General features: G+C 65.0%; 15 protein-coding genes. 8 read left to right on the top strand and 7 right to left on the bottom strand.

Going from position 1 to position 19,466, the window contains the following annotated elements; translation table 11 throughout:
• The first annotated feature begins 300 nt into the window (after positions 1-300).
• Together argC and ccmE are read left to right on the top strand one after the other, a co-directional pair.
• Positions 301-1,329, top strand: a complete 1,029-nt coding sequence (gene argC, locus ACU0DV_RS25630) for an N-acetyl-gamma-glutamyl-phosphate reductase (RefSeq protein WP_370312659.1) — start codon at positions 301-303, stop codon at positions 1,327-1,329.
• A gap of 198 nt (positions 1,330-1,527) precedes the next feature.
• Entirely contained in the window at positions 1,528-1,977 is a 450-nt protein-coding gene (ccmE, locus tag ACU0DV_RS25625; RefSeq protein WP_100926958.1) for a cytochrome c maturation protein CcmE, read from the top strand.
• Positions 1,978-2,069: 92 nt separating this feature from the next.
• Here the strand turns inward: ccmE and ACU0DV_RS25620 are convergent, their stop codons facing one another.
• The 6 genes from ACU0DV_RS25620 to ACU0DV_RS25595 all read right to left on the bottom strand — a co-directional run bounded on the left by ACU0DV_RS25620 (position 2,070) and on the right by ACU0DV_RS25595 (position 9,370).
• The gene (locus ACU0DV_RS25620) at positions 2,070-3,488 is read right to left on the bottom strand and encodes an ATP-binding protein (protein ID WP_446242916.1); all 1,419 of its coding nucleotides are present in this window, start codon (positions 3,486-3,488) and stop codon (positions 2,070-2,072) included.
• A gap of 163 nt (positions 3,489-3,651) precedes the next feature.
• On the bottom strand, positions 3,652-4,926 hold the full coding sequence (gene eno, locus ACU0DV_RS25615; protein ID WP_100926956.1) for a phosphopyruvate hydratase: 1,275 nt from the start codon (positions 4,924-4,926) through the stop codon (positions 3,652-3,654).
• A gap of 73 nt (positions 4,927-4,999) precedes the next feature.
• Positions 5,000-5,911: a DMT family transporter gene (locus ACU0DV_RS25610; protein WP_446242917.1), complete on the bottom strand. Its 912-nt coding sequence runs from the start codon at positions 5,909-5,911 to the stop codon at positions 5,000-5,002.
• 124 nt (positions 5,912-6,035) lie between these two features.
• A complete protein-coding gene (locus ACU0DV_RS25605; protein WP_446242918.1) occupies positions 6,036-6,986 on the bottom strand; it encodes a glucokinase in 951 nt (316 codons plus the stop codon).
• 11 nt (positions 6,987-6,997) lie between these two features.
• The gene (locus tag ACU0DV_RS25600) at positions 6,998-8,320 is read right to left on the bottom strand and encodes a GH1 family beta-glucosidase (RefSeq protein WP_446242919.1); all 1,323 of its coding nucleotides are present in this window, start codon (positions 8,318-8,320) and stop codon (positions 6,998-7,000) included.
• A gap of 9 nt (positions 8,321-8,329) precedes the next feature.
• Positions 8,330-9,370 carry a substrate-binding domain-containing protein gene (locus ACU0DV_RS25595; RefSeq protein WP_446242920.1) on the bottom strand — a complete coding sequence of 347 codons (1,041 nt, stop codon included), beginning with the start codon at positions 9,368-9,370 and terminating at the stop codon, positions 8,330-8,332.
• A gap of 248 nt (positions 9,371-9,618) precedes the next feature.
• On the opposite strand from ACU0DV_RS25595, the gene ACU0DV_RS25590 reads away from it, so the two are divergent.
• The 5 genes from ACU0DV_RS25590 to ACU0DV_RS25570 all read left to right on the top strand — a co-directional run bounded on the left by ACU0DV_RS25590 (position 9,619) and on the right by ACU0DV_RS25570 (position 16,014).
• Positions 9,619-10,884, top strand: coding sequence for an ABC transporter substrate-binding protein (locus ACU0DV_RS25590; RefSeq protein ID WP_283983086.1), 1,266 nt, complete (start codon positions 9,619-9,621; stop codon positions 10,882-10,884).
• 92 nt (positions 10,885-10,976) lie between these two features.
• Positions 10,977-11,978, top strand: coding sequence for a carbohydrate ABC transporter permease (locus tag ACU0DV_RS25585; RefSeq protein WP_446242921.1), 1,002 nt, complete (start codon positions 10,977-10,979; stop codon positions 11,976-11,978).
• Positions 11,979-12,022: 44 nt separating this feature from the next.
• Positions 12,023-13,174: a carbohydrate ABC transporter permease gene (locus tag ACU0DV_RS25580; protein WP_446242922.1), complete on the top strand. Its 1,152-nt coding sequence runs from the start codon at positions 12,023-12,025 to the stop codon at positions 13,172-13,174.
• A gap of 95 nt (positions 13,175-13,269) precedes the next feature.
• Positions 13,270-14,904 carry an alpha-glucosidase gene (locus ACU0DV_RS25575; RefSeq protein WP_370313323.1) on the top strand — a complete coding sequence of 545 codons (1,635 nt, stop codon included), beginning with the start codon at positions 13,270-13,272 and terminating at the stop codon, positions 14,902-14,904.
• Between the two features lie 21 nt (positions 14,905-14,925).
• Entirely contained in the window at positions 14,926-16,014 is a 1,089-nt protein-coding gene (locus ACU0DV_RS25570) for an ABC transporter ATP-binding protein (protein ID WP_370313322.1), read from the top strand.
• A 54-nt stretch (positions 16,015-16,068) separates the two neighbouring features.
• Here the strand turns inward: ACU0DV_RS25570 and ACU0DV_RS25565 are convergent, their stop codons facing one another.
• Positions 16,069-16,428, bottom strand: a complete 360-nt coding sequence (locus ACU0DV_RS25565; RefSeq protein WP_254698258.1) for a rhodanese-like domain-containing protein — start codon at positions 16,426-16,428, stop codon at positions 16,069-16,071.
• A 155-nt stretch (positions 16,429-16,583) separates the two neighbouring features.
• Here ACU0DV_RS25565 and uvrA point away from each other — a divergent pair, with 155 nt between their 5' ends.
• Entirely contained in the window at positions 16,584-19,463 is a 2,880-nt protein-coding gene (gene uvrA / locus ACU0DV_RS25560; protein ID WP_446242923.1) for an excinuclease ABC subunit UvrA, read from the top strand.
• The last annotated feature ends 3 nt before the right edge of the window (positions 19,464-19,466 follow it).

Here is a 19,466-nt window from a genome sequence, read left to right as displayed (position 1 = left end):
GCAGGTCACTGGTGTCGGACGATTTTTTGCGGCCCTGTGTCCGGGCTGGGGAATAGGAAGGTAGTGCGGCGCGGGGCGCGTATCGAAAGGCGCATGTCGGTCGCCACGGCGTGGTCCGCCTTTCGGTATCGGATAGGCGTACCGAGCGAAGCAGTTGCGACAGATGCGTTTTGGCGCTAATGCAGAAATCAAAGGAGATACTGCATGATCGGGACCCGCAACGATTTGCGACGATGACGTTCATGCCGCGCCAGGGCGCGGCACCTGCAGCCCATCCTTCGTTTTCATGAAAGGTGTCTCATGACCCAGTCCATCGCCATCATCGGCGCGTCCGGATACACCGGCGCGGAACTCATCCGGCTGATCGCCACCCACCCGTCGTTCGAGATCAAGGCGCTGGCCGCCAATTCCAAGGCCGGCCAGAGCATGGCCCAGGTCTTTCCGCACCTGCGCCACCTCGACCTGCCGACTTTGGTCACGTGGGAACAAATCGACTTCTCCGGGATCGACCTTTGCTTCTGCGCCCTGCCGCACAAGACGAGCCAGGAAGTGATCTCGAAACTGCCCAAAAGCCTGAAGATCGTCGACCTGTCGGCGGATTTCCGTCTGCGTGACCCGGCCGCCTACAAGACGTGGTACGGCAACGATCATGCCGCGGTCGAGATGCAGGAAGAGGCGGTCTACGGCCTGACCGAGTTCTATCGCGACGAGATCGCCGGGGCGCGGCTGGTGGCGGGTACCGGGTGCAATGCGGCCACCGGCCAGTACATCTTGCGGCCGCTGATCACCGCCGGCGTGATCGACCTGGACGAGATCATCCTCGACTTGCAATGCGGCGTCTCCGGCGCGGGCCGGTCGCTGAAGGAAAACCTGCTGCACGCCGAGCTCTCGGAAGGGACCAACGCCTATTCGGTGGGTGGCACGCACCGGCACCTAGGCGAGTTCGATCAGGAGTTCTCGAAGCTGGCCGGGCGCGAGGTGAAGATCCAGTTCACGCCGCATCTCGGGCCCTTCAACCGCGGCATCCTCGCCACCTGTTACGTCAAGGGCGAGGCTGAGGCGATCAACATGGCGCTCGAGGCGGCTTATGCCAACGAACCTTTTGTAGAGGTGCTGCCCTTCGGCGAGACGCCCTCCACCCACCACGTGCGCGGGTCGAACTTCGTGCATATCGGGGTGGTGGCGGACCGGCTGCCGGGACGGACCATCGTGGTCGCGACGCTCGACAACCTGTGCAAGGGGTCTTCCGGACAGGCCCTGCAGAACGCCAACCTCATGCTGGGTGTCGAGGAAACCGCCGGGCTGATGCTGGCGCCCTGCTTCCCGTAGGATCGTGCGTACTGACAGAGCGCGCTTTTGCGCGCGCTCTGTCTCCGGGGCGCTGCCCCGGACCCCGAGGTATTTGGGCCAAGATGAAGGGGCGGGTGCGGCCTGTTCCACCAATCGGGACGGGCAAATCGCCACAGGTCTCCCCGCGGGGCGGGGAATCGCATATATAGCGATGCACCGATCTTTGGGAGGACGGACATGGCACTGAAATCGCTGAAGAAGAAACGGCGGATCCAGGTTGTGGCGCTGGCGGCGGTCGCACTGATCGTGTCCACCGGCCTGATCGGCTATGCGATGCGGGACGGGATCAACTTCTTCCGCTCCCCGAGCCAGGTGATGGAGGAGCCGCCGACTCCGAACGAGGTCTTCCGCATCGGTGGCCTTGTGGAGGACGGCTCTCTGGAACGGGGCGTCGGCGAGACGGTCAGGTTCCGGGTGACGGACGGGGGGGCGACGGTGCCGGTCGTCTTCACCGGCGTGCTGCCAGACCTGTTCGACGAGAACCAGGGCATGGTGGGCACCGGCCGTTACGTGAACGGTGTCTTCGAAGCCTCTGAAATCCTTGCGAAACACGACGAAACCTACATGCCCAAGGAAGTGGTCGACGCGCTCAAGGCGCAAGGCGTCTACCAGGAACCCGAGAGCTGATCGTGGGCGTCTGGCGCCGGATCATGGTGTTTCGCTCAGGGCGCCCAGTCGACTGACCGGACCGTAGAATAAGGGACCGCTTAAGTGGATTCTCAGTCCACCTTTGACATCGCGGTCAGGATGCGGCGGGCGGAGTCGGGGTTGATGTCCGTGTCCCGGATCGCCGATCCACGCGTCTCATCCCTTTGTATCCCGTTGCCGGAGGGCGGCTCGATCCAATGCTCGGCAGGCAGGACGAGCGCTATGCGCAGGCCGGCGCGCGGCGCGCGGGTGATGTGCACCAACCCGCCCGATTGCCGGGCGAATCCCGAGACGGCGGAGAGCCCGAGGCCCGAGGCCTCCGTCTTGCCCTTGGTGGTGTAGAACGGCTCCGTCAGCAGGGCGAGCGCCTCCTCGGGCACGCCCGGGCCGTTGTCCTCGACGAAGATGACGGTATAGGGCGGCGGGCTTTCGGCGTTATGTGCCGGGTCGGGAGGGGCATCGCGCGTCTCCACCCAGATGCGCACCTTGCCGTTCCCGAGCGTGGCGTCCTGCGCATTGAGGCAAAGCTGCACGAGGCAGGTTTCCAGCATGTCGGCATCCACATACGCGGTCGGCGCGTCGGCCGGTGGTACGATCGTGATCTGCATCCCCGGGTCGAGCAGATCGCCCAGCAGGTCCTGCAGCCGGTCGAGGAAGCCGGCAAGGGGCAGGGTCATGGGGTTGAGGCGCGTGCGGCCCGAGGAGGCGAGCAGTTGCTGCACGGTGGAGGCGGCCCGGCGCGCGGCCCTGCGGCTGAGGTCGAGTGCGGCCATCCGATCCTCCGGCGTGTCGAGCATCTCGAACAGTTCGAGATGGCCGAGGATGACGGTCAGCTGGTTGTTGAAGTCATGCGCCACGCCGCCGACGAACTGGTTCAGCGCGCGGGCCTTCTGGGCGTTGGCGTACTTCTGCTGCGCTTCGCGCAGCTGTGCCTGTTGCCGCGCGTCGGCCATCAGCGAGACGATGACATAGGTCGTCAGGGCGCCGTCGGCGACGAGGACCAGCGCGGCCTCCTGCCAATTGCGCGTCAGCGGCAGGGCAATCGCCGCGGCCGCCCCGAAGATCGTCAGCAGAAGGCATATGTCGACTGCGATGATCGCACTGTCCCTCTGGCGCCTGTGCAGCAGGTAGATCGTGTAGCCGATCAGTGTGACCGCCGCGGCAAAAGTCATTCCGGGGCCGGGGGCGTCGGCCAGGATCCAGATCGGCAGCGACAGGAAGATCAGGCCGGAGATGGCGTAGGCCGCAAGCACGACCGCGATGTCGAACAGCGGCGTGCGCACATTCCGCCGCGCAAGCAGCGCCATGATCGTCAGTTCCGAGCCGGTGTGTGCAATGAACCAGAGGATGACGAGCGGGTCGGGCCGGGCGATGTAATAGGCGGTGGCGCCTATGCCGACGAGCAGGATGCGCAGCAGCGTGTCGGACCGCGATCTGTGCTCGGCCCGGCGAATCTCCTCGAGCCTGTCGTCGTATGTTGGAGAAGCCATAGCGTGCACCCTGCGCGTCCCGACCCCCGGCAAGCGCCGGAAACCGGATGCCATCATAGGCGGGCGGAGACAATCGCTCTATGGACGTCAGGGTGGTATTGCCCTGCGGCGCGGTCTCATGCGTATAGGGCTGGCGCCTTTGGGTTGCGCCAGCCCGTTGCTGTCATCTCAGGATGGAGCGACCGGCATAGATCGCGGTGTCTTCCAGCATCTCCTCGATCCGGATGAGCTGGTTGTACTTCGCAAGCCGGTCGGAGCGCGCGAGGCTGCCGGTCTTGATCTGGCCGCAGTTGGTGGCGACGGCGAGATCGGCAATGGTGGCGTCCTCGGTTTCGCCGGACCGGTGCGACATCACGTTGGTCATGCGCGCGCGGTGCGCCATCTCGACGGCCTGGAGCGTTTCCGTCAGCGTGCCGATCTGGTTGACCTTCACCAGCATGGAGTTTGCGCAGCCCTTCTCGATGCCCATCGACAGGCGCTTGGGGTTGGTGACGAACAGGTCGTCGCCCACAAGCTGGCAGCGGTTGCCAAGAACGTCGGTCAGCATCTTCCAGCCGTCCCAGTCATCCTCGGCGCAGCCGTCCTCGATGGAGATGATCGGGTAGTCGTTTACCAGCGCCTCGAGGTACTTCACGTTGTCTTCCGGCGAGAGCGACAGGCCTTCGCCCTTCATCTCGTACTTGCCGTCCTTGAAGTACTCGGTAGAGGCGGCGTCGAGCGCGAGGTAGATGTCTTCACCCGGCTTGTAGCCCGCTTTCTCGATGGACTTCAGGATGAAGTCGAGCGCGTCGCGCGTGCCCTTAAGTTCCGGTGCAAAGCCGCCCTCGTCGCCGAGGCCAGTGGACATGCCCGCCGCCGAAAGCTCCTTCTTCAGGGTGTGGAAGACCTCGGACCCCATGCGCACGGCGTCGGCGATGTTCTCTGCCGCGACCGGCATGATCATGAATTCCTGGATGTCGATCGGGTTGTCCGCATGCTCGCCGCCGTTGATGATGTTCATCATTGGGACGGGCAGGGTGCGGGCAGAGGTGCCGCCGACGTAGCGGAACAGCGGCTGGCCGGAGAAGTCGGCGGCGGCCTTCGCGCAGGCCAGCGACACGCCGAGGATCGCATTGGCGCCGAGGCGGCCCTTGTTGTCGGTGCCGTCGAGCTCGATCATCGTGAGGTCGATGGCGACCTGTTCGGTGGCGTCGAAGCCGACGATGTTCTCGGCGATCTCGCCGTTCACGCTGGCCACCGCATCGCGGACGCCCTTGCCCATGTAGCGCGACTTGTCGCCGTCGCGCTTCTCCACGGCCTCGTGCACGCCGGTCGATGCACCGGAGGGCACGGCGGCCCGGCCCATGGTGCCGTCTTCGAGGAGAACGTCGACCTCGACGGTCGGGTTGCCGCGGCTGTCGAGTATCTCGCGGGCGTGGATGTCGATGATGGTGCTCATGGCTGTCTCCGGAGCTGGGCGTTTGTCCGGAGGTTTATCAGGCCGGGGGGGAAAGTAAACGGTGGCGTTACCGCTAACACGCCTTCTGGCGCGCGGGTTGCGCTAACGCCGGTGCCGCGGGCGCCACGGTGCGGGCGAGGGCGCGTTCCCTGAGGAAGGTGTAGAGCCCCGCGGCAAAGATGATCCCGGCGCCGAGGTAGGTCATCAGGTCGGGACGGTCGCCGAAGATCAGCATGCCAAGCGCCGGGGTGAACAGCAGGCGGGTGTAGCGGAAGGGCGCGACGACGGAGGCTGGGGCCATGCGCATCGCCGTCGTGATGGCGAGGTAGCCCAGCGTGGTCACGACGATGGCCCCCAGCATGAACCACAGCGTCGGGGCAGAGTAATCCGACGGCCGGTCAGCCAGGCTCCACAGCAGGATGCCGGCCGGGATGGTCACGGCGAAGCCCCAGGTGGAGATGGCGAGGGCCGGGATGTGCGATGGCGAGAGACGGGTGACGAGGTCGCGGCCCGAGAGGCCCGCAATGCCCAACACGGCAAAGAGTTCATACCCGGTGAAGCTGGCCGACCACGGGCGGATCACCAGCAGCATGCCCAGGATCCCCGCGGCCACGGCGAACCAGCGGCGCGGGCCGATAACCTCCTTCAGGAAGATCGCCGCACCGATGGTGACGATCAGCGGTCCGGTCTGCATGATTGCAGCGAAAACCGGCAGAGACACATGGGCCAGGCCGTTGACGAGGCCGATGGCGCCGATGATCTCGAACCCATTGCGCAAAAGGATCATCGGGTGCAGCGCATCCCTGGTCAGGACCTTCACCCGCATCGCCATGGCCAACGCGATGAACAACACCGTGCCGCCGATGGCAACGAGGGTCATCGCCTCGCCGATCGGCGCGCGCTGTGTGGCCAGCTTGTAGAAGGCATCGGACCCGGCCAGCAGGGCCATGGACAGGATCATGAGAAGAATGGCGCGGAGGGTCATGCGGCCTTGTGACCGGGTTTGCAGGATTCGGCAAGATGCATGCCGAACGCATATTTCTGCTGGTGTCAGGGAACGACCGCCGCCGTCGATCAAGGGTAAGGCGGGAGATATGACCGGCGGATTGTCAGTTCGACGCGGTCTGCAGTTCCTGCAGGTGGGCCGCACAGCCGCGCAGCGCCGCGTAGTCGTCGGTGACAAGATGCACCGGGAACTGTTCCATGAAGGCGGCGAACCGCCCCTTGTCCCGAAACGCCTCGGCAAAGCCCAGGTCCATCAGGTGCGGCCCGAGGTGCCGGATGACGCCGCCGACAAGGAAGACGCCGCCGAAGGGCAGGTTGGTCAGGGCAAGGTCGCCCGCGTACCGTCCGAGGTAGCGGACGAAGATCGTCGCGGCCTTCCGGGCTCGGTCCTCGCCTGCCGCATAGGCCTCCATGACCGTTGCCGCATCGCGCCGCCCGGCGCCGTCGCCGATGAACTCGTCGAGGTTCTCGAGCCCGCGACCGGACAGGATCTCTTCCATGCCAGATGAGGGAAGGCGCGTGCTCATCCAGTCGATCAGCCGCAGCTCCTCCGCATCGCGGGCCTGAAGGGTGATGTGCCCGGCCTCTGCCGCGGGGACCAGCGTCAGCGTCCCTGAGGTATGCACCGGCACCGCGTTGAGCCCGGTGCCGACGTTCACGACCAGCCGCACGTCGCTAGGCGCGGCTTGGCCAGGCATCAACGTCAGGAGGCTGCCCGCATCCAGATGCGGGACGGAGTGGCCCTGCGCCTGCAGGTCGTTCAACACCACCACGCGCGCGCCGCCGGTGCGGGCCGACAGGGCCCGCGCATCGATCGTCCAGTCGAGATTGGTGAGCGTGCCGACCCCATCCTTCACCGGCCCGGCCATGTCGATGCAGATCGCGCCGACCAGCGGATAAGCGGAAAGGTAGGAGTCGAGGATCGGTTCGAGCCCCGGGTGTTCGGCGTTGCGGTAGCGCTGGATGGTGCCGGTCAGCACCTCGCCCCCGTCGCAGAGGGCGACACGTGTGTTCGTGCCGCCGATGTCGACGGTTACGGAAACGGGGGTGATCATGGCTGATCCCTTCAGCTTTGCAGCGCGGCCTTGAGTTCGTGGTAGGAGGATTTCGCCGTTCTTTCAAGTGTTTCGAAGTCGACGTGCACCAGCCCGAAGCGCTTTTCATACCCCAGAGCCCACTCGTAGTTGTCGAGTAGCGACCAGATGAAATAGCCCGACACCGGCACGCCCGCGGCAATCGCCCGCTGCACCGCGTCGAGGTGATCCTCAAGGAAGGCGATCCGCGATGGATCCTTCGCGGCACCGTCGACCAGCACGTCCGGAGAGGCCATGCCGTTTTCGGTGACGTAAAGCGGCAGGTCGCCGGTGTACTCTTTGGCGGTGCGCGTCAGGAAGTCTTCCAGCCCCTGCGGGTAGATTTCCCAGTCCATGAAGGTCTTGGGCAGCGGCCCTTCGACCTCTTTCAGAGACGGGAAGGGCGTTGCATCCGGCGCGATCAGCTTGCGGGTGTAGTAGTTCAGCCCGCACCAGTCGAGCGGCGCCTGGATCGTCGGGAAGTCGTCCTGCCAGCCCTTCGGCAGATGCGGCTCCAGCCCGTCGAGCGCCGCCTGCGGGTAGGCGCCCTTGAACACGCCGCCCAGGAACCAGCGGTTGTAGATCGCATCATAGCGGGCCGCGGCGGCCTGCGCCTCGGGCGTGCCGTCGGCGGGCGTGGACCATTCGAGGTTGAAGACCCCGCCGAGGTTCGACATGCCGAGACCGCGCATCGTCTGGATGGCCGTGCCATGGGCCAGAAGGACGTGATGCATCGCACGGGCGGCGGCGCGCACGTCACGCAGGCCGGGCGCGTGGCCGCCCATGAAATGCGACAGCCACGCCACGCACCACGGCTCGTTGATCGGCGCGACAGAGAACATCCGGTCGCCGAGCCGCTTCATGGCGATCTCGGCAAACTCGCCGAACCAGGCTGCGATGTCCCGGTTGCGCCAGCCGCCCTTGTCGGCCAGCGCGGAGGGCAGCTCCCAGTGATAGAGCGTGGCACAGGGCTTCAGGCCGCGTTCCAGCATCGCGTCGGTCAGCCGGTCGTAGTAATCCAGACCTTCTTCGTTCGGCGTGCCGGTGCCCTCGGGCAGAACGCGCGCCCAGCTGATCGAGAAGCGGTAGGCGTCGAGCCCGGCCGCCTTCACCAGGTCGAGATCCTCGGCGAAGCGGTGATAGTGGTCGCAGGCGCGGTCGCCGTTCTCGGCACGGACCACGTTGCCGGGGGTCGCGGCGAAGTCGTCCCAATGGGTGCGGCCCGCACCGCCGAAGGCGTGACCCTCGATCTGGTAGGCGGACGTTGCGGTGCCGAAGAGGAAACCTTCGGGGAAATCGGATCGCTTGTGGCGCATGGAAAAACCTTATGTCGGTTGGGGGACCTTGCGGGCCGGGCCGGTGGAGGTGCCGATGATCAGCTCTGCCTCCATGAGGTGTGTCAGGGGTTTGCCGCCGGGATTGCGGATCTGGTCCAGCAGCATTTTCGCCGCACGCTCACCAGCCTCGCGGACGGAGGAGCGTGTGGCGGTGAAGATCGGCACGGAATGCCCGTTCTTGAGGTATCCGAGGTCGTCGTCATGGGTGATGACCGAGATGTCGCGCCCCATCTGCAGCCCGGCATCGTGGATCGCGCGGCGCACGCCGATGGCCGTGATCATCGACGAGACGAGGAAGGCTGTCGGCGGACGGTCGGCGGCCAGCATTTCGGCGGCGGTGCGGAAGCCGTAGACCTCCGTCATTTCCTCGGCCCGCATCAGGGCCGGGTCGGGTGTCATGCCACGGCCTGCCAGTGCCGCCTCGTACCCGATTCGTCGGCGATAGGCGAAGTCCATGAACTCCAGCCCGTTGATCAGGGCGATGCGTTCGTGGCCGAGGTCCAGCAGGAACTCCGTCGCACGTTGGAAGGCCCCGGCGTTGTTAATGTCGAGCCAGGAGTACGGCTCCGTCACTTGGGATGCGCGGCCATGCACCAGGAAGGGCATTCCGAGCTCCGACAGCAGGGCGATTCGCGGGTCGGACATCTTCGGGCCGTGCACGATGATGCCGTCGACGATACCGCGCGCGTCAATGGAGCGGTAGGCCTTTTCCTCTTCCATGTCGGAGACGAGGGAGATGACGATCTCGTACCCGGCGCGGGAATAGGCGTTGCCGGCGCCCGCGATGAAATCGCCGAAGATGGGGTTCACCATCTCATGACTGGCAGAGATCGGAAGGATGTGGCCGATGGCATGGGCGCGGCCTGTCGCGAGCCCCTTGGCGCGCGTGTTGGGGCTGTAATTCATGTCGCGCGCGGCCTGTTTGACGCGCGCTCTCGTCTTCTCGCTCACCTCCGGATAGCCGTTCAGCGCACGGCTGACGGTCGTCTGCGACAGGTGGAGATGCTCTGCGAGTTCCTTGAGGTTCATTGTGCCATGTGATCCAAAGCGCTTTGGCTTTGTCAAGGGAATGTTCGTGAACAGGGCGTGATGCAATGCGGCGCTTTATGCTGCATCGCAGCGGCGCTTTTCATTAATTTGTTGGACGCACGGTTGACACACGCTATTGATTAGGAAAGGCTGATCTCGCTCAAAGCGCTTTGGATCTCTCTGCCGGAGCGGGCGTGGTTGGGCTCAGTTTCACCCGCCGGCAGGCGGGATACCGGGAGGACGTATTCATGAAAACTTCGCTTTATGCCGGTGTTGCCCTTTGCACGCTGGGTGCCGGAGCAGCGCAGGCAGAGGACCTGACGGTCTTCGGTCCGTGGCTCGGGCCGGACCAGGAAATGGTCGAAACCGTGCTGGATGCCTTCGCCGAACAGTCGGGCCACAACGTGTCCTACGTCGGATCCGACAGCTTCGAGCAGCAGATCCTTGTCGACGCCGAAGCCGGCTCTGCGCCGAACGTGTCGGTTTTCCCGCAGCCGGGCCTCGCGTCCGACATGGCGTCGCGCGGTTTCCTCACCCCGCTGGGCGAAGACGTGGCCGACTGGGTGGCCGAGAACTACGCGGCCGGGCAGTCCTGGGTCGACCTCGGCACCTATGCCGGTCCGGACGGCGAGGATCATCTCTACGGTTTCTTCTACAAGGTCGATGTGAAGTCGCTGGTCTGGTACGTGCCGGAAAACTTCGAGGACGCGGGCTACGAGGTTCCCGAGACGCTGGAAGACCTCAAGGCGCTGACCGAGCAGATGGTCGAGGACGGCGAGACGCCGTGGTGCGTCGGGCTCGGGTCCGGCGGTGCGACCGGCTGGCCGGCGACCGACTGGGTCGAGGACATGATGCTGCGCACGCAGTCGCCCGAGGACTACGACGCCTGGGTCAGCAACGACCTGAAGTTCAACGACCCGAAGGTGGTTGGTGCGATCGAGGAATTCGGCTGGTTCATCGAGGATGGCCGCGTGGCCGGGGGCCGGGGTGCCGTCGCCTCCACTGACTTCCGCGACAGCCCGAAGGGTCTCTTTGCCTCGCCGCCGCAGTGCTACATGCACCACCAGGCGTCGTTCATCCCGGCCTTCTTCCCGGAAGGCACCGAAGTAGGGCTGGACGCGGATTTCTTCTACTTCCCGGCCTACGCCGAGAAGGACCTCGGCACGCCGGTTCTGGGTGCGGGCACCCTCTGGGCCATCACCAACGAGAACCAGGCCGCGCATGACCTGATCACCTGGCTCCAGACGCCCGAGGCGCACGAAATCTGGATGGGCCTCAAAGGCTTCCTGACCCCGCACAAGGGTGTCGACCCGGAGGCGTTCTCCGACCCGACGCTGCGCAAGATGAACGAGATCCTGTTGGGCGCCACCACCTTCCGCTTCGACGGCTCCGACCTGATGCCGGGCGGCGTGGGCGCTGGTTCCTTCTGGACCGGCATGGTGGACTACGCCGGAGGCGAATCCGCCGAAGCGGTGGCGACCGAGATCCAGGAAAGCTGGGACGCGCTGAAGTAAGCGCCTGAACGAAGTCCGCCCCGGACACTTGTCGGCCGCCCGCGTGGCGCCGGGTCCGGGGCGGGGTTGCATACAGCGAGGGAGACGGGCCGATGCATCCGGCGCTACAGGGTCTTTTGACGATCGTGATCGGAGTGGGTGCGTGCCTCGCCTACTTCTGGGCCTCGAACCAGATCCTGGACAAGGTTCTGTTCCCGGCCAAGGGCCCCAATGCGGGGCGCAACATCAACCGCGCCAACATGGTGCGGCCGTGGCTCTTCCTGTTTCCTGCGCTCTTTGCGCTGACGCTCTACCTTGCATATCCGGTGCTCGAAACGCTGCGCCTGTCGCTGACCGACCGGCGGATGGGCGGTGCGTGGACCGGGTTCGACAACTACACTCAGATGTTCTCCGAGGCGAAGTTCTGGGAGGCGATGCGCAACAACATGCTCTGGCTGATCGTCGTGCCCGCGCTGTCGACCGCCTTCGGGCTGATCGTGGCGCAGCTGACCGACCGGCTGCGCTGGGGCAACGTGGCGAAGTCGCTGATCTTCATGCCCATGGCGATCTCCTTCGTCGGCGCGTCGGTGATCTGGAAACTGGTCTACGACGCCCGCCCGCCGGGCACCGAGCAGATCGGCGTGCTGAACGCACTCTACGTGTTCTTCACCGGCGGCGAGCCGCAGCAGTGGCTGACGATCCCGCTGTGGAACAACTTCTTCCTGATGGTGGTGCTGATCTGGATCCAGACCGGCTTTGCCATGGTGATCCTCTCCGCCGCCCTGCGCGGCATCCCCGAAGAGACGGTCGAGGCGGCCATCGTCGATGGCGCCGGTCCCTTCCAGATCTTCTTCAAGATCAAGGTGCCGCAGATCTATCCGACCATCATGGTGGTCTGGACGACGATCACGCTGGTGGTGCTGAAGATCTTCGACATCGTGTTCGCCATGACCAATGGCCAGTGGGGCACGCAGGTTCTGGCCAACTACATGTTCGACAAGCTGTTCCGGGCCAACGACTGGGGCGTGGGGTCCGCCTCGGCCATCATCATCATGGTCCTCGTGACGCCGATCCTCGTGTGGAACGTGGTGCAGGCGCGCCGGGAAATGCGCTGATGCGCAGGACGGCCGCGCAGGGATAAAGGGGCAGGGGGCTCGTTATGGACAATATCGCAGGACACAAGTCGTCGCTGACATGGGCGGTGAACATCTCCGTCGTGGTGATCGTGGCGCTCTGGCTGTTCCCGACCGTGGGGCTGTTCGTGTCGTCCTTCCGGACGGCGGACCAGATCGCCACCACCGGCTGGTGGAAGGCGCCCATCGCCGCCGAGCAGAACCTCGTGCTGCGCACCAAGGCCCCGGACCAGCAGGTGCAGGAGGGCGACCTCTTCGTCATCGCCGGCAACCTCTTCGACGAGGAGGGCCGCGACCGGCTGGACATCTCGGCCTGGGGCACGTCCTCGCGCGATGTGGCGGCCTATGAACCGGGCGACACGGCCGAAGACGACCAGATGCGCATCTCCGTGGCGGAGAACGGCGACTACCGCATCGAAAGTCTTGTCGCGATGGAGGGCCGCCGCGGCGAGCGTTTGTTCGTCACCGCGCTGGTGCCGCCGGAGTTCACGCTCGACAACTACCGGCAGGTGCTGACCTCCGGCAACGCCACCGACAGCATGGCCAAGGCCTTCTTCAACACGCTGACGGTGACGATCCCGGCGACGATCATCCCGATCGTGGTGGCGGCCTTTGCGGCCTATGCGCTGGCATGGATGGATTTCCCGGGCCGCGCGCTGCTGATCGCCTTCGTGGTCGGCCTGCTGGTCGTGCCGCTGCAACTGGCGCTGATCCCGCTGCTGAAGCTGCACCTGCAGATCGGCATCGGGAAGGGCTACCTCGGGACGTGGCTGGCGCACACGGCCTTCGGGTTGCCACTCGCGATCTACCTGCTCAGGAACTACATGGCCGGGCTGCCGCGCGACATCATCGAGAATGCGCGCGTGGACGGGGCGACGGACTTCCAGATCTTCACCAAGATCATCCTGCCGCTCAGCTATCCGGCGCTGGCCAGCTTCGCGATCTTCCAGTTCCTCTGGACGTGGAACGATCTGCTGGTAGCCAAGGTCTTCCTGATCGACGCCACCGGCCAGACCACGGTGATGACCAACCAGATCGTCGAACTGCTGGGGACGCGCGGCGGCAACTGGGAAATCCTTGCCACCGCGGCCTTCGTCAGCATCGCCGTACCGCTGGTCGTGTTCTTCGCCATGCAGAGATACCTGGTGCGCGGCCTCCTGGCCGGCTCCGTGAAATGAGATGAAACCCGCCCCGGGACAAGGACCGGGGCCCCGGCCGCGGGCCGGTCACGAAAAGGCGCCGGACGCCGTCCGGGCCTGAAAAGGGAAAGAAAATGACAGACTCGAGCATCGACAAGGACTGGTGGCGCGGCGGAGTGATCTACCAGATCTACCCCCGCAGCTACCAGGACTCCAACGGCGACGGGATCGGCGACCTCAACGGCATCACGGCGCGCCTCTGGCACGTCGCGAGCCTTGGTGTGGACGCGATCTGGATCTCGCCGTTCTTCACCTCTCCGATGAAGGACTTCGGTTACGACGTGAGCGACTACTGCGACGTCGACCCGATGTTCGGCTCGCTCTCGGACTTCGACACGATGGTCGAGACGGCGCATCTGCACGGTATCAAGGTGATGATCGACCTTGTGCTGTCACACACCTCGGACCTGCACCCTTGGTTCGTGGAAAGCCGGTCGTCGCGCACTAATGCGAAATCCGACTGGTACGTGTGGTCCGATCCGCAACCCGATGGCACACCGCCCAACAACTGGCTGTCGATCTTCGGCGGCTCGGCCTGGCAGTGGGACACCACGCGGGAACAGTACTACCTGCACAACTTCCTGACCTCGCAGCCGGACCTCAACTTCCATTGCCCCGAGGTGCAGGACGCCTTGCTGGAGGTGGTGCGGTTCTGGCTGGACCGGGGGGTGGATGGCTTCCGCCTCGACACGATCAACTTCTACGTGCACGATCAGGAGCTGCGTTCCAACCCGCCGCTCCCGCCCGAACGCCGCGACGACTCCATCGCTCCGAAGGTGAACCCCTACAATCACCAGGAGCACATCTATTCGAAGAACCGGCCCGAGAACATCGCCTTCCTCGAACGGTTCCGCGCTCTGCTGGACGAATACGAAGGCAAGACCGCCGTGGGCGAGGTCGGCGACGCGCAGCGCGGGCTGGAGATCATGGGAGAGTACACGCGCGGCACCAAGCGCGTGCACATGTGCTATTCTTTCGAGTTCCTGTCGAACACCTATCCCTCTGCCGAGCGGGTGGTGAAGGTGATGAACGACGTGGACGAGCGGGCGAATGGCGGCTGGCCCTGCTGGGCCTATTCCAACCACGACGTGGTGCGCCACGCTTCGCGCTGGAACCTGCCCCCGGCGGCGCTGCGGGCGCTGACGACCCTGCAGATGTGCCTGCGCGGGTCGGTCTGCATCTACCAGGGCGAGGAACTGGGCCTGCACGAGGCCGACGTGGCCTACGAGGACCTTCAGGACCCCTACGGCATCGCCATGTGGCCGGAGTTCAAGGGCCGCGACGGCTGCCGCACGCCGATGGTCTGGGACGCGCAGGCGGTGAACGGCGGGTTCTCCGACGCCCACCCCTGGCTGCCGGTCAGCTTCGAGCACATCCGCGCCGCCGTGTCGGCGCAGGAGGAAGACCCGGGCGCGCTCTTGCACCACTACCGCAAGGCCATCGCCTTCCGTCACAGCCACATCGCGCTGAAGAAGGGCGAGCACTACGGGATGGACCACACCGGCACCGTCGTGCACTTTTTCCGCAAGCATGACGACGAGGAGATCTTCGTGGCGATCAACCTGTCGGGCGAGCCTTCGAACATCGAGATGCCGGAAGGCAGCTGGTTCCAGATCGGGCAGGAACTGGGCAGCGCCGCGCCGGGACCGGACGGCAAGCTGCATCTTGGTCCGTGGCAACCTGCGCTTGCGCTGCGCAACACGCACTGAAGCGATAGAAGGGGGAGGGGCATGGCTGGACTGAAACTCAGGGACGTCGAAAAGACGTATGGCGGCACGGTCAACGTGCTGAACGACATCAACCTCGACGTCGAGGCCGGCGAACTGATCGTGTTCGTCGGGCCGTCGGGCTGCGGAAAGTCGACGCTGCTCAGGATGATCGCGGGGCTGGAGAAGATCACCGGCGGGACGCTGGAGATCGACGGGCAGGTGGTCAACGACGTGCCGCCCGCGCAGCGTGGCATCGCCATGGTGTTCCAGTCCTACGCGCTCTATCCGCACATGACGGTGCGCGACAACATGGCCTTCGCGCTGAAGCTGGCAAAGAAGACCCCGGCCGAGATCGAGGAGGCGGTGAACCGCGCCGCGAAGATGCTTCAGCTGGAACCCTATCTCGACCGTCTGCCCAAGGCCCTTTCCGGCGGTCAGCGGCAGCGGGTGGCCATCGGACGCTCCATCGTTCGAGACCCGAAGGTGTTCCTGTTCGATGAACCGCTGTCGAACCTGGATGCCGCTTTGCGGGTCGCCACACGGATCGAGATCGCCCAGCTCAAGGAGTCGATGCCGGACCGCACGATGATCTACGTGACCCACGACCAGGTGGAGGCGATGACGCTCGCCACGCGCATCGTGGTGCTGGCCAACAAGGGCATCGCGCAGGTCGGCACGCCGCTCGATCTCTACGAGCGGCCCAACAGCGAGTTCGTGGCGCAGTTCATCGGTTCCCCGTCGATGAACCTGCTGCCCGGCGAGGTGATCGCCACGGGCGAGCAGACCACCGTGCGCCTTGAGGGCGGCGGAACCGCGCTGTCAAACGTGCCGACGAAGGACAGCGACATGGGATTGAAGGTGAAGGTCGGCATCCGGCCCGAGGACTTCACCCGGACTACGGGCGAGGCGATCTTCTCGGGCGAGGTGGCGATCACCGAGGCGCTCGGCGAGGTCACGCTGCTGTACTTCGTGGCGGAAAAGGACGCGGACGCGGTCATCGCGAAGCTGCCGGGCATTCATGTCGGGATGCGCGGGCAGACTGTGCCGCTGACGGCAGTGCCGGAAAAGGTGCACCTGTTCGCGGACGGCGTGTCGCTGCTTTACCGCTGAATTTAAGGGGCGCGGCGCGTCAGTGCCGCGCACCAGTTCGGGGACACGCCCCGGTTACTCGACTTCGCCACCGGCGCGGCGCCAGTGCCCCAGCCCGCCGATGTTGTGCACCTCGGCATGGCCCATCCGTTCCAGCATCTGTTTCGCCATGGCCGACCGCGCGCCCGACGCGCAGTAGACGGCGATGGGCTTGCCGTCCTTCAGTTCGGGCACACATTCCGGCGACCGCGGATCGGCGCGCATCATCAGCGTGGCGCTGGGAATATTGATCGCGCCCTTCGCCTTGCCGCCGGACGCCAGTTCCGACGGATCGCGAATATCGACCAGAACGATGTCACCTGCGGCGGTGCGTGCCACCGCATCCGCTGCGGTCATGCCCGCCGGGGTCATGGTGCGTTGATTGAATGCGAACATTTTCGGCGTCTCCTGTGCTCTTGCGGCAATATATACATTCCTATTTTAGAATGTAAAGGCGCAGCATTGATGTTCGGTTAATGTTCTCATTTTCCGATTGGCCCGGGCGCATGTTTCAACTATGTCTAAAACGTTCATCGACCCGGGGAGTCCCCATGCCAGAGCTGAAGCAGATCGAGGTGCGTGGCGCGCGCGAGCACAATCTGAAATCGATCGACGTGGATATTCCGCGGGATCAGCTGGTTGTCATCACCGGCCTGAGTGGATCGGGCAAGTCATCGCTCGCGTTCGACACGATTTATGCCGAAGGGCAGAGGCGCTATGTCGAGTCGCTCTCGGCCTACGCGCGGCAGTTCCTCGACATGATGGAGAAGCCCGACGTCGACCACATCAGCGGTTTGTCGCCGGCGATTTCCATCGAGCAGAAGACCACCTCGAAGAACCCGCGCTCGACCGTCGGCACGGTGACGGAGATCTACGATTACCTCCGCCTGCTGTTCGCGCGCGTCGGCACACCCTATTCGCCTGCCACCGGCAAGCCCATCGAGGCGCAGCAGGTGCAGGACATGGTCGACCGGGTCATGGACATGGAGGAGGGGACGCGCGCCTATCTTCTGGCGCCCATCGTGCGCGACCGGAAGGGGGAGTACCGCAAGGAGTTCCTCGAACTGCGCAAGCAGGGTTTCCAGCGGGTCAAGGTGGACGGCACGTTCTACGAACTGGACGAGCCGCCGACCCTCGACAAGAAGTTCCGCCATGACATCGACGTGGTTGTGGATCGCGTCGTCGTGCGCGACGGGATGCAGACCCGGCTTGCCGACAGCTTCCGCACGGCGCTGGATCTCGCCAACGGCATCGCCATCCTGGAAACCGCGCCGAAAGAGGGCGAGCCGGAGCGCATGACGTTCTCGGAGAATTTTGCCTGCCCGGTCAGCGGGTTCACCATCCCGGAAATCGAGCCGCGGCTGTTTTCGTTCAACGCCCCCTTCGGCGCCTGTCCGGAGTGCGACGGCCTGGGCGTGGAGCTGTTCTTCGACGAGCGGCTGGTGGTTCCCGACCAGACGCTGAAGATCAAGGACGGCGCCTTGGCGCCCTGGCGGAAGGGCAAGAGCCCGTATTTCATCCAGACCATCGACGCGATCGCCAAGCACTACGAGTTCGACAAGAACGCCCGCTGGAAGGACCTTCCGGCGCATGTGCAGCAGGTTTTCCTGTACGGCTCCGGCGAGGAGGAGATCCCGTTCCGTTACGATGAGGGCGGCCGCATCTACAACGTTACCCGCACCTTCGAGGGTGTCATTCCCAACATGGAACGGCGCTACCGCGAGACGGATTCCAGCTGGGTCCGCGAGGAGTTCGAACGGTATCAGAACAACCGTCCGTGCGGCGCCTGCGGCGGCTATCGCCTGCGGGAAGAGGCGCTGGCGGTGAAGATCGGTCCGTCCAGCGACAAGGAGCACCTGCTGCACGTCGGGCAGGTGGTGCAGATGTCGATCCGCCAGGCCTTCGACTGGTGCGAGACGGTGCCTGCCAACCTGACCCAGCAGAAGAACGAGATCGCCCGCGCCATCCTGAAGGAGATTCGCGAGCGTCTCGGCTTCCTGAACAACGTGGGTCTCGAATACCTGACCCTCAGCCGGAACGCCGGGACCCTGTCGGGCGGCGAAAGCCAGCGCATCCGGCTGGCCAGCCAGATCGGCAGCGGCCTGACCGGCGTGCTCTACGTGCTGGACGAGCCGTCCATCGGCCTGCACCAGCGCGACAACTCCCGTCTGCTCGACACGCTGAAGAACCTGCGCGATCAGGGCAACACGGTGCTGGTGGTGGAACACGACGAGGAGGCGATCCGCGAGGCCGACTATGTCTTTGACATCGGTCCCGGCGCCGGTGTGCACGGCGGGCAGGTGGTGTCCAAGGGCACGCCCGAAGAGGTGCAGAACGACCCCGCCAGCCTGACGGGCCAGTACCTGTCCGGCGCGCGCGAGATCGCCGTCCCGACAGAGCGCCGCAAGGGCAACAAGAAGAAGCTGAAGGTGGTCAAGGCGACCGGCAACAACCTCAAGGAGGTGACGGCCGAGTTCCCGCTGGGCAAGTTCGTCTGCGTGACCGGCGTGTCCGGCGGCGGCAAGTCGACGCTTACTATCGAGACGCTGTTCAAATCGGCCTCCATGGCGCTGAACGGCGCGCGCCAGACGCCCGCGCCCTGCGAGACGATCAAGGGGCTGGAGCACCTCGACAAGGTGATCGACATCGACCAGCGGCCCATCGGGCGCACCCCTCGGTCCAACCCCGCGACCTACACCGGCGCCTTCACCCCGATCCGCGACTGGTTTGCCGGTCTCCCGGAGGCGAAGGCGCGCGGTTACAAGGCCGGACGGTTCTCCTTCAACGTGAAGGGGGGCCGCTGCGAGGCCTGTCAGGGCGATGGTGTCATCAAGATCGAGATGCATTTCCTGCCCGACGTCTACGTCACCTGCGAGACCTGCAAGGGCAAGCGCTACAACCGCGAGACGCTGGAAATCCTGTTCAAGGGCAAGAGTATAGCCGACGTTCTTGATATGACTGTCGAAGACGCGCAGGTCTTCTTCAAGGCCGTGCCGTCGATCCGCGACAAGATGGATGCACTGATGCGCGTGGGCCTTGGCTACATCAAGGTCGGCCAGCAGGCGACGACGCTGTCGGGCGGCGAGGCGCAGCGCGTGAAGCTGTCGAAGGAACTGGCCAAGCGGTCCACGGGCCGCACGCTGTATATCCTCGACGAGCCCACGACCGGCCTGCATTTCGAGGACGTGCGCAAGCTCCTCGAAGTGCTGCACGAACTGGTCGATCAGGGCAACACGGTCGTGGTGATCGAGCACAACCTCGACGTCATCAAGACCGCCGACTGGCTGATCGACATCGGTCCCGAAGGCGGTGACGGCGGCGGAGAGATCGTGGCCGTGGGCACCCCCGAGGAGGTCGCGGAGGTGGAGCGCAGCCACACCGGGCGCTACCTGAAGCCGATGCTCGAAGCCCGTAAGGTGGCTGCCGAATAGCAG

The sequence above is a fragment of the Sagittula sp. genome (genome assembly GCF_052825245.1).
Note: the sequence above shows the minus strand (reverse complement) of the source record. Positions and strands in the feature narration are given on the sequence as shown.

Coding starts and splice junctions, on each gene's coding strand:
- ACU0DV_RS25590 (WP_283983086.1), top strand. CDS start 9,619: ATGAAAACTTCGCTTTATGCCGGTGTTGCCCTTTGCACGCTGGGTGCC.
- ACU0DV_RS25570 (WP_370313322.1), top strand. CDS start 14,926: ATGGCTGGACTGAAACTCAGGGACGTCGAAAAGACGTATGGCGGCACG.
- argC (WP_370312659.1), top strand. CDS start 301: ATGACCCAGTCCATCGCCATCATCGGCGCGTCCGGATACACCGGCGCG.
- ACU0DV_RS25610 (WP_446242917.1), bottom strand. CDS start 5,911: ATGACCCTCCGCGCCATTCTTCTCATGATCCTGTCCATGGCCCTGCTG.
- ACU0DV_RS25585 (WP_446242921.1), top strand. CDS start 10,977: ATGCATCCGGCGCTACAGGGTCTTTTGACGATCGTGATCGGAGTGGGT.
- eno (WP_100926956.1), bottom strand. CDS start 4,926: ATGAGCACCATCATCGACATCCACGCCCGCGAGATACTCGACAGCCGC.
- ACU0DV_RS25620 (WP_446242916.1), bottom strand. CDS start 3,488: ATGGCTTCTCCAACATACGACGACAGGCTCGAGGAGATTCGCCGGGCC.
- uvrA (WP_446242923.1), top strand. CDS start 16,584: ATGCCAGAGCTGAAGCAGATCGAGGTGCGTGGCGCGCGCGAGCACAAT.
- ACU0DV_RS25565 (WP_254698258.1), bottom strand. CDS start 16,428: ATGTTCGCATTCAATCAACGCACCATGACCCCGGCGGGCATGACCGCA.
- ACU0DV_RS25600 (WP_446242919.1), bottom strand. CDS start 8,320: ATGCGCCACAAGCGATCCGATTTCCCCGAAGGTTTCCTCTTCGGCACC.
- ccmE (WP_100926958.1), top strand. CDS start 1,528: ATGGCACTGAAATCGCTGAAGAAGAAACGGCGGATCCAGGTTGTGGCG.
- ACU0DV_RS25605 (WP_446242918.1), bottom strand. CDS start 6,986: ATGATCACCCCCGTTTCCGTAACCGTCGACATCGGCGGCACGAACACA.
- ACU0DV_RS25580 (WP_446242922.1), top strand. CDS start 12,023: ATGGACAATATCGCAGGACACAAGTCGTCGCTGACATGGGCGGTGAAC.
- ACU0DV_RS25595 (WP_446242920.1), bottom strand. CDS start 9,370: ATGAACCTCAAGGAACTCGCAGAGCATCTCCACCTGTCGCAGACGACC.
- ACU0DV_RS25575 (WP_370313323.1), top strand. CDS start 13,270: ATGACAGACTCGAGCATCGACAAGGACTGGTGGCGCGGCGGAGTGATC.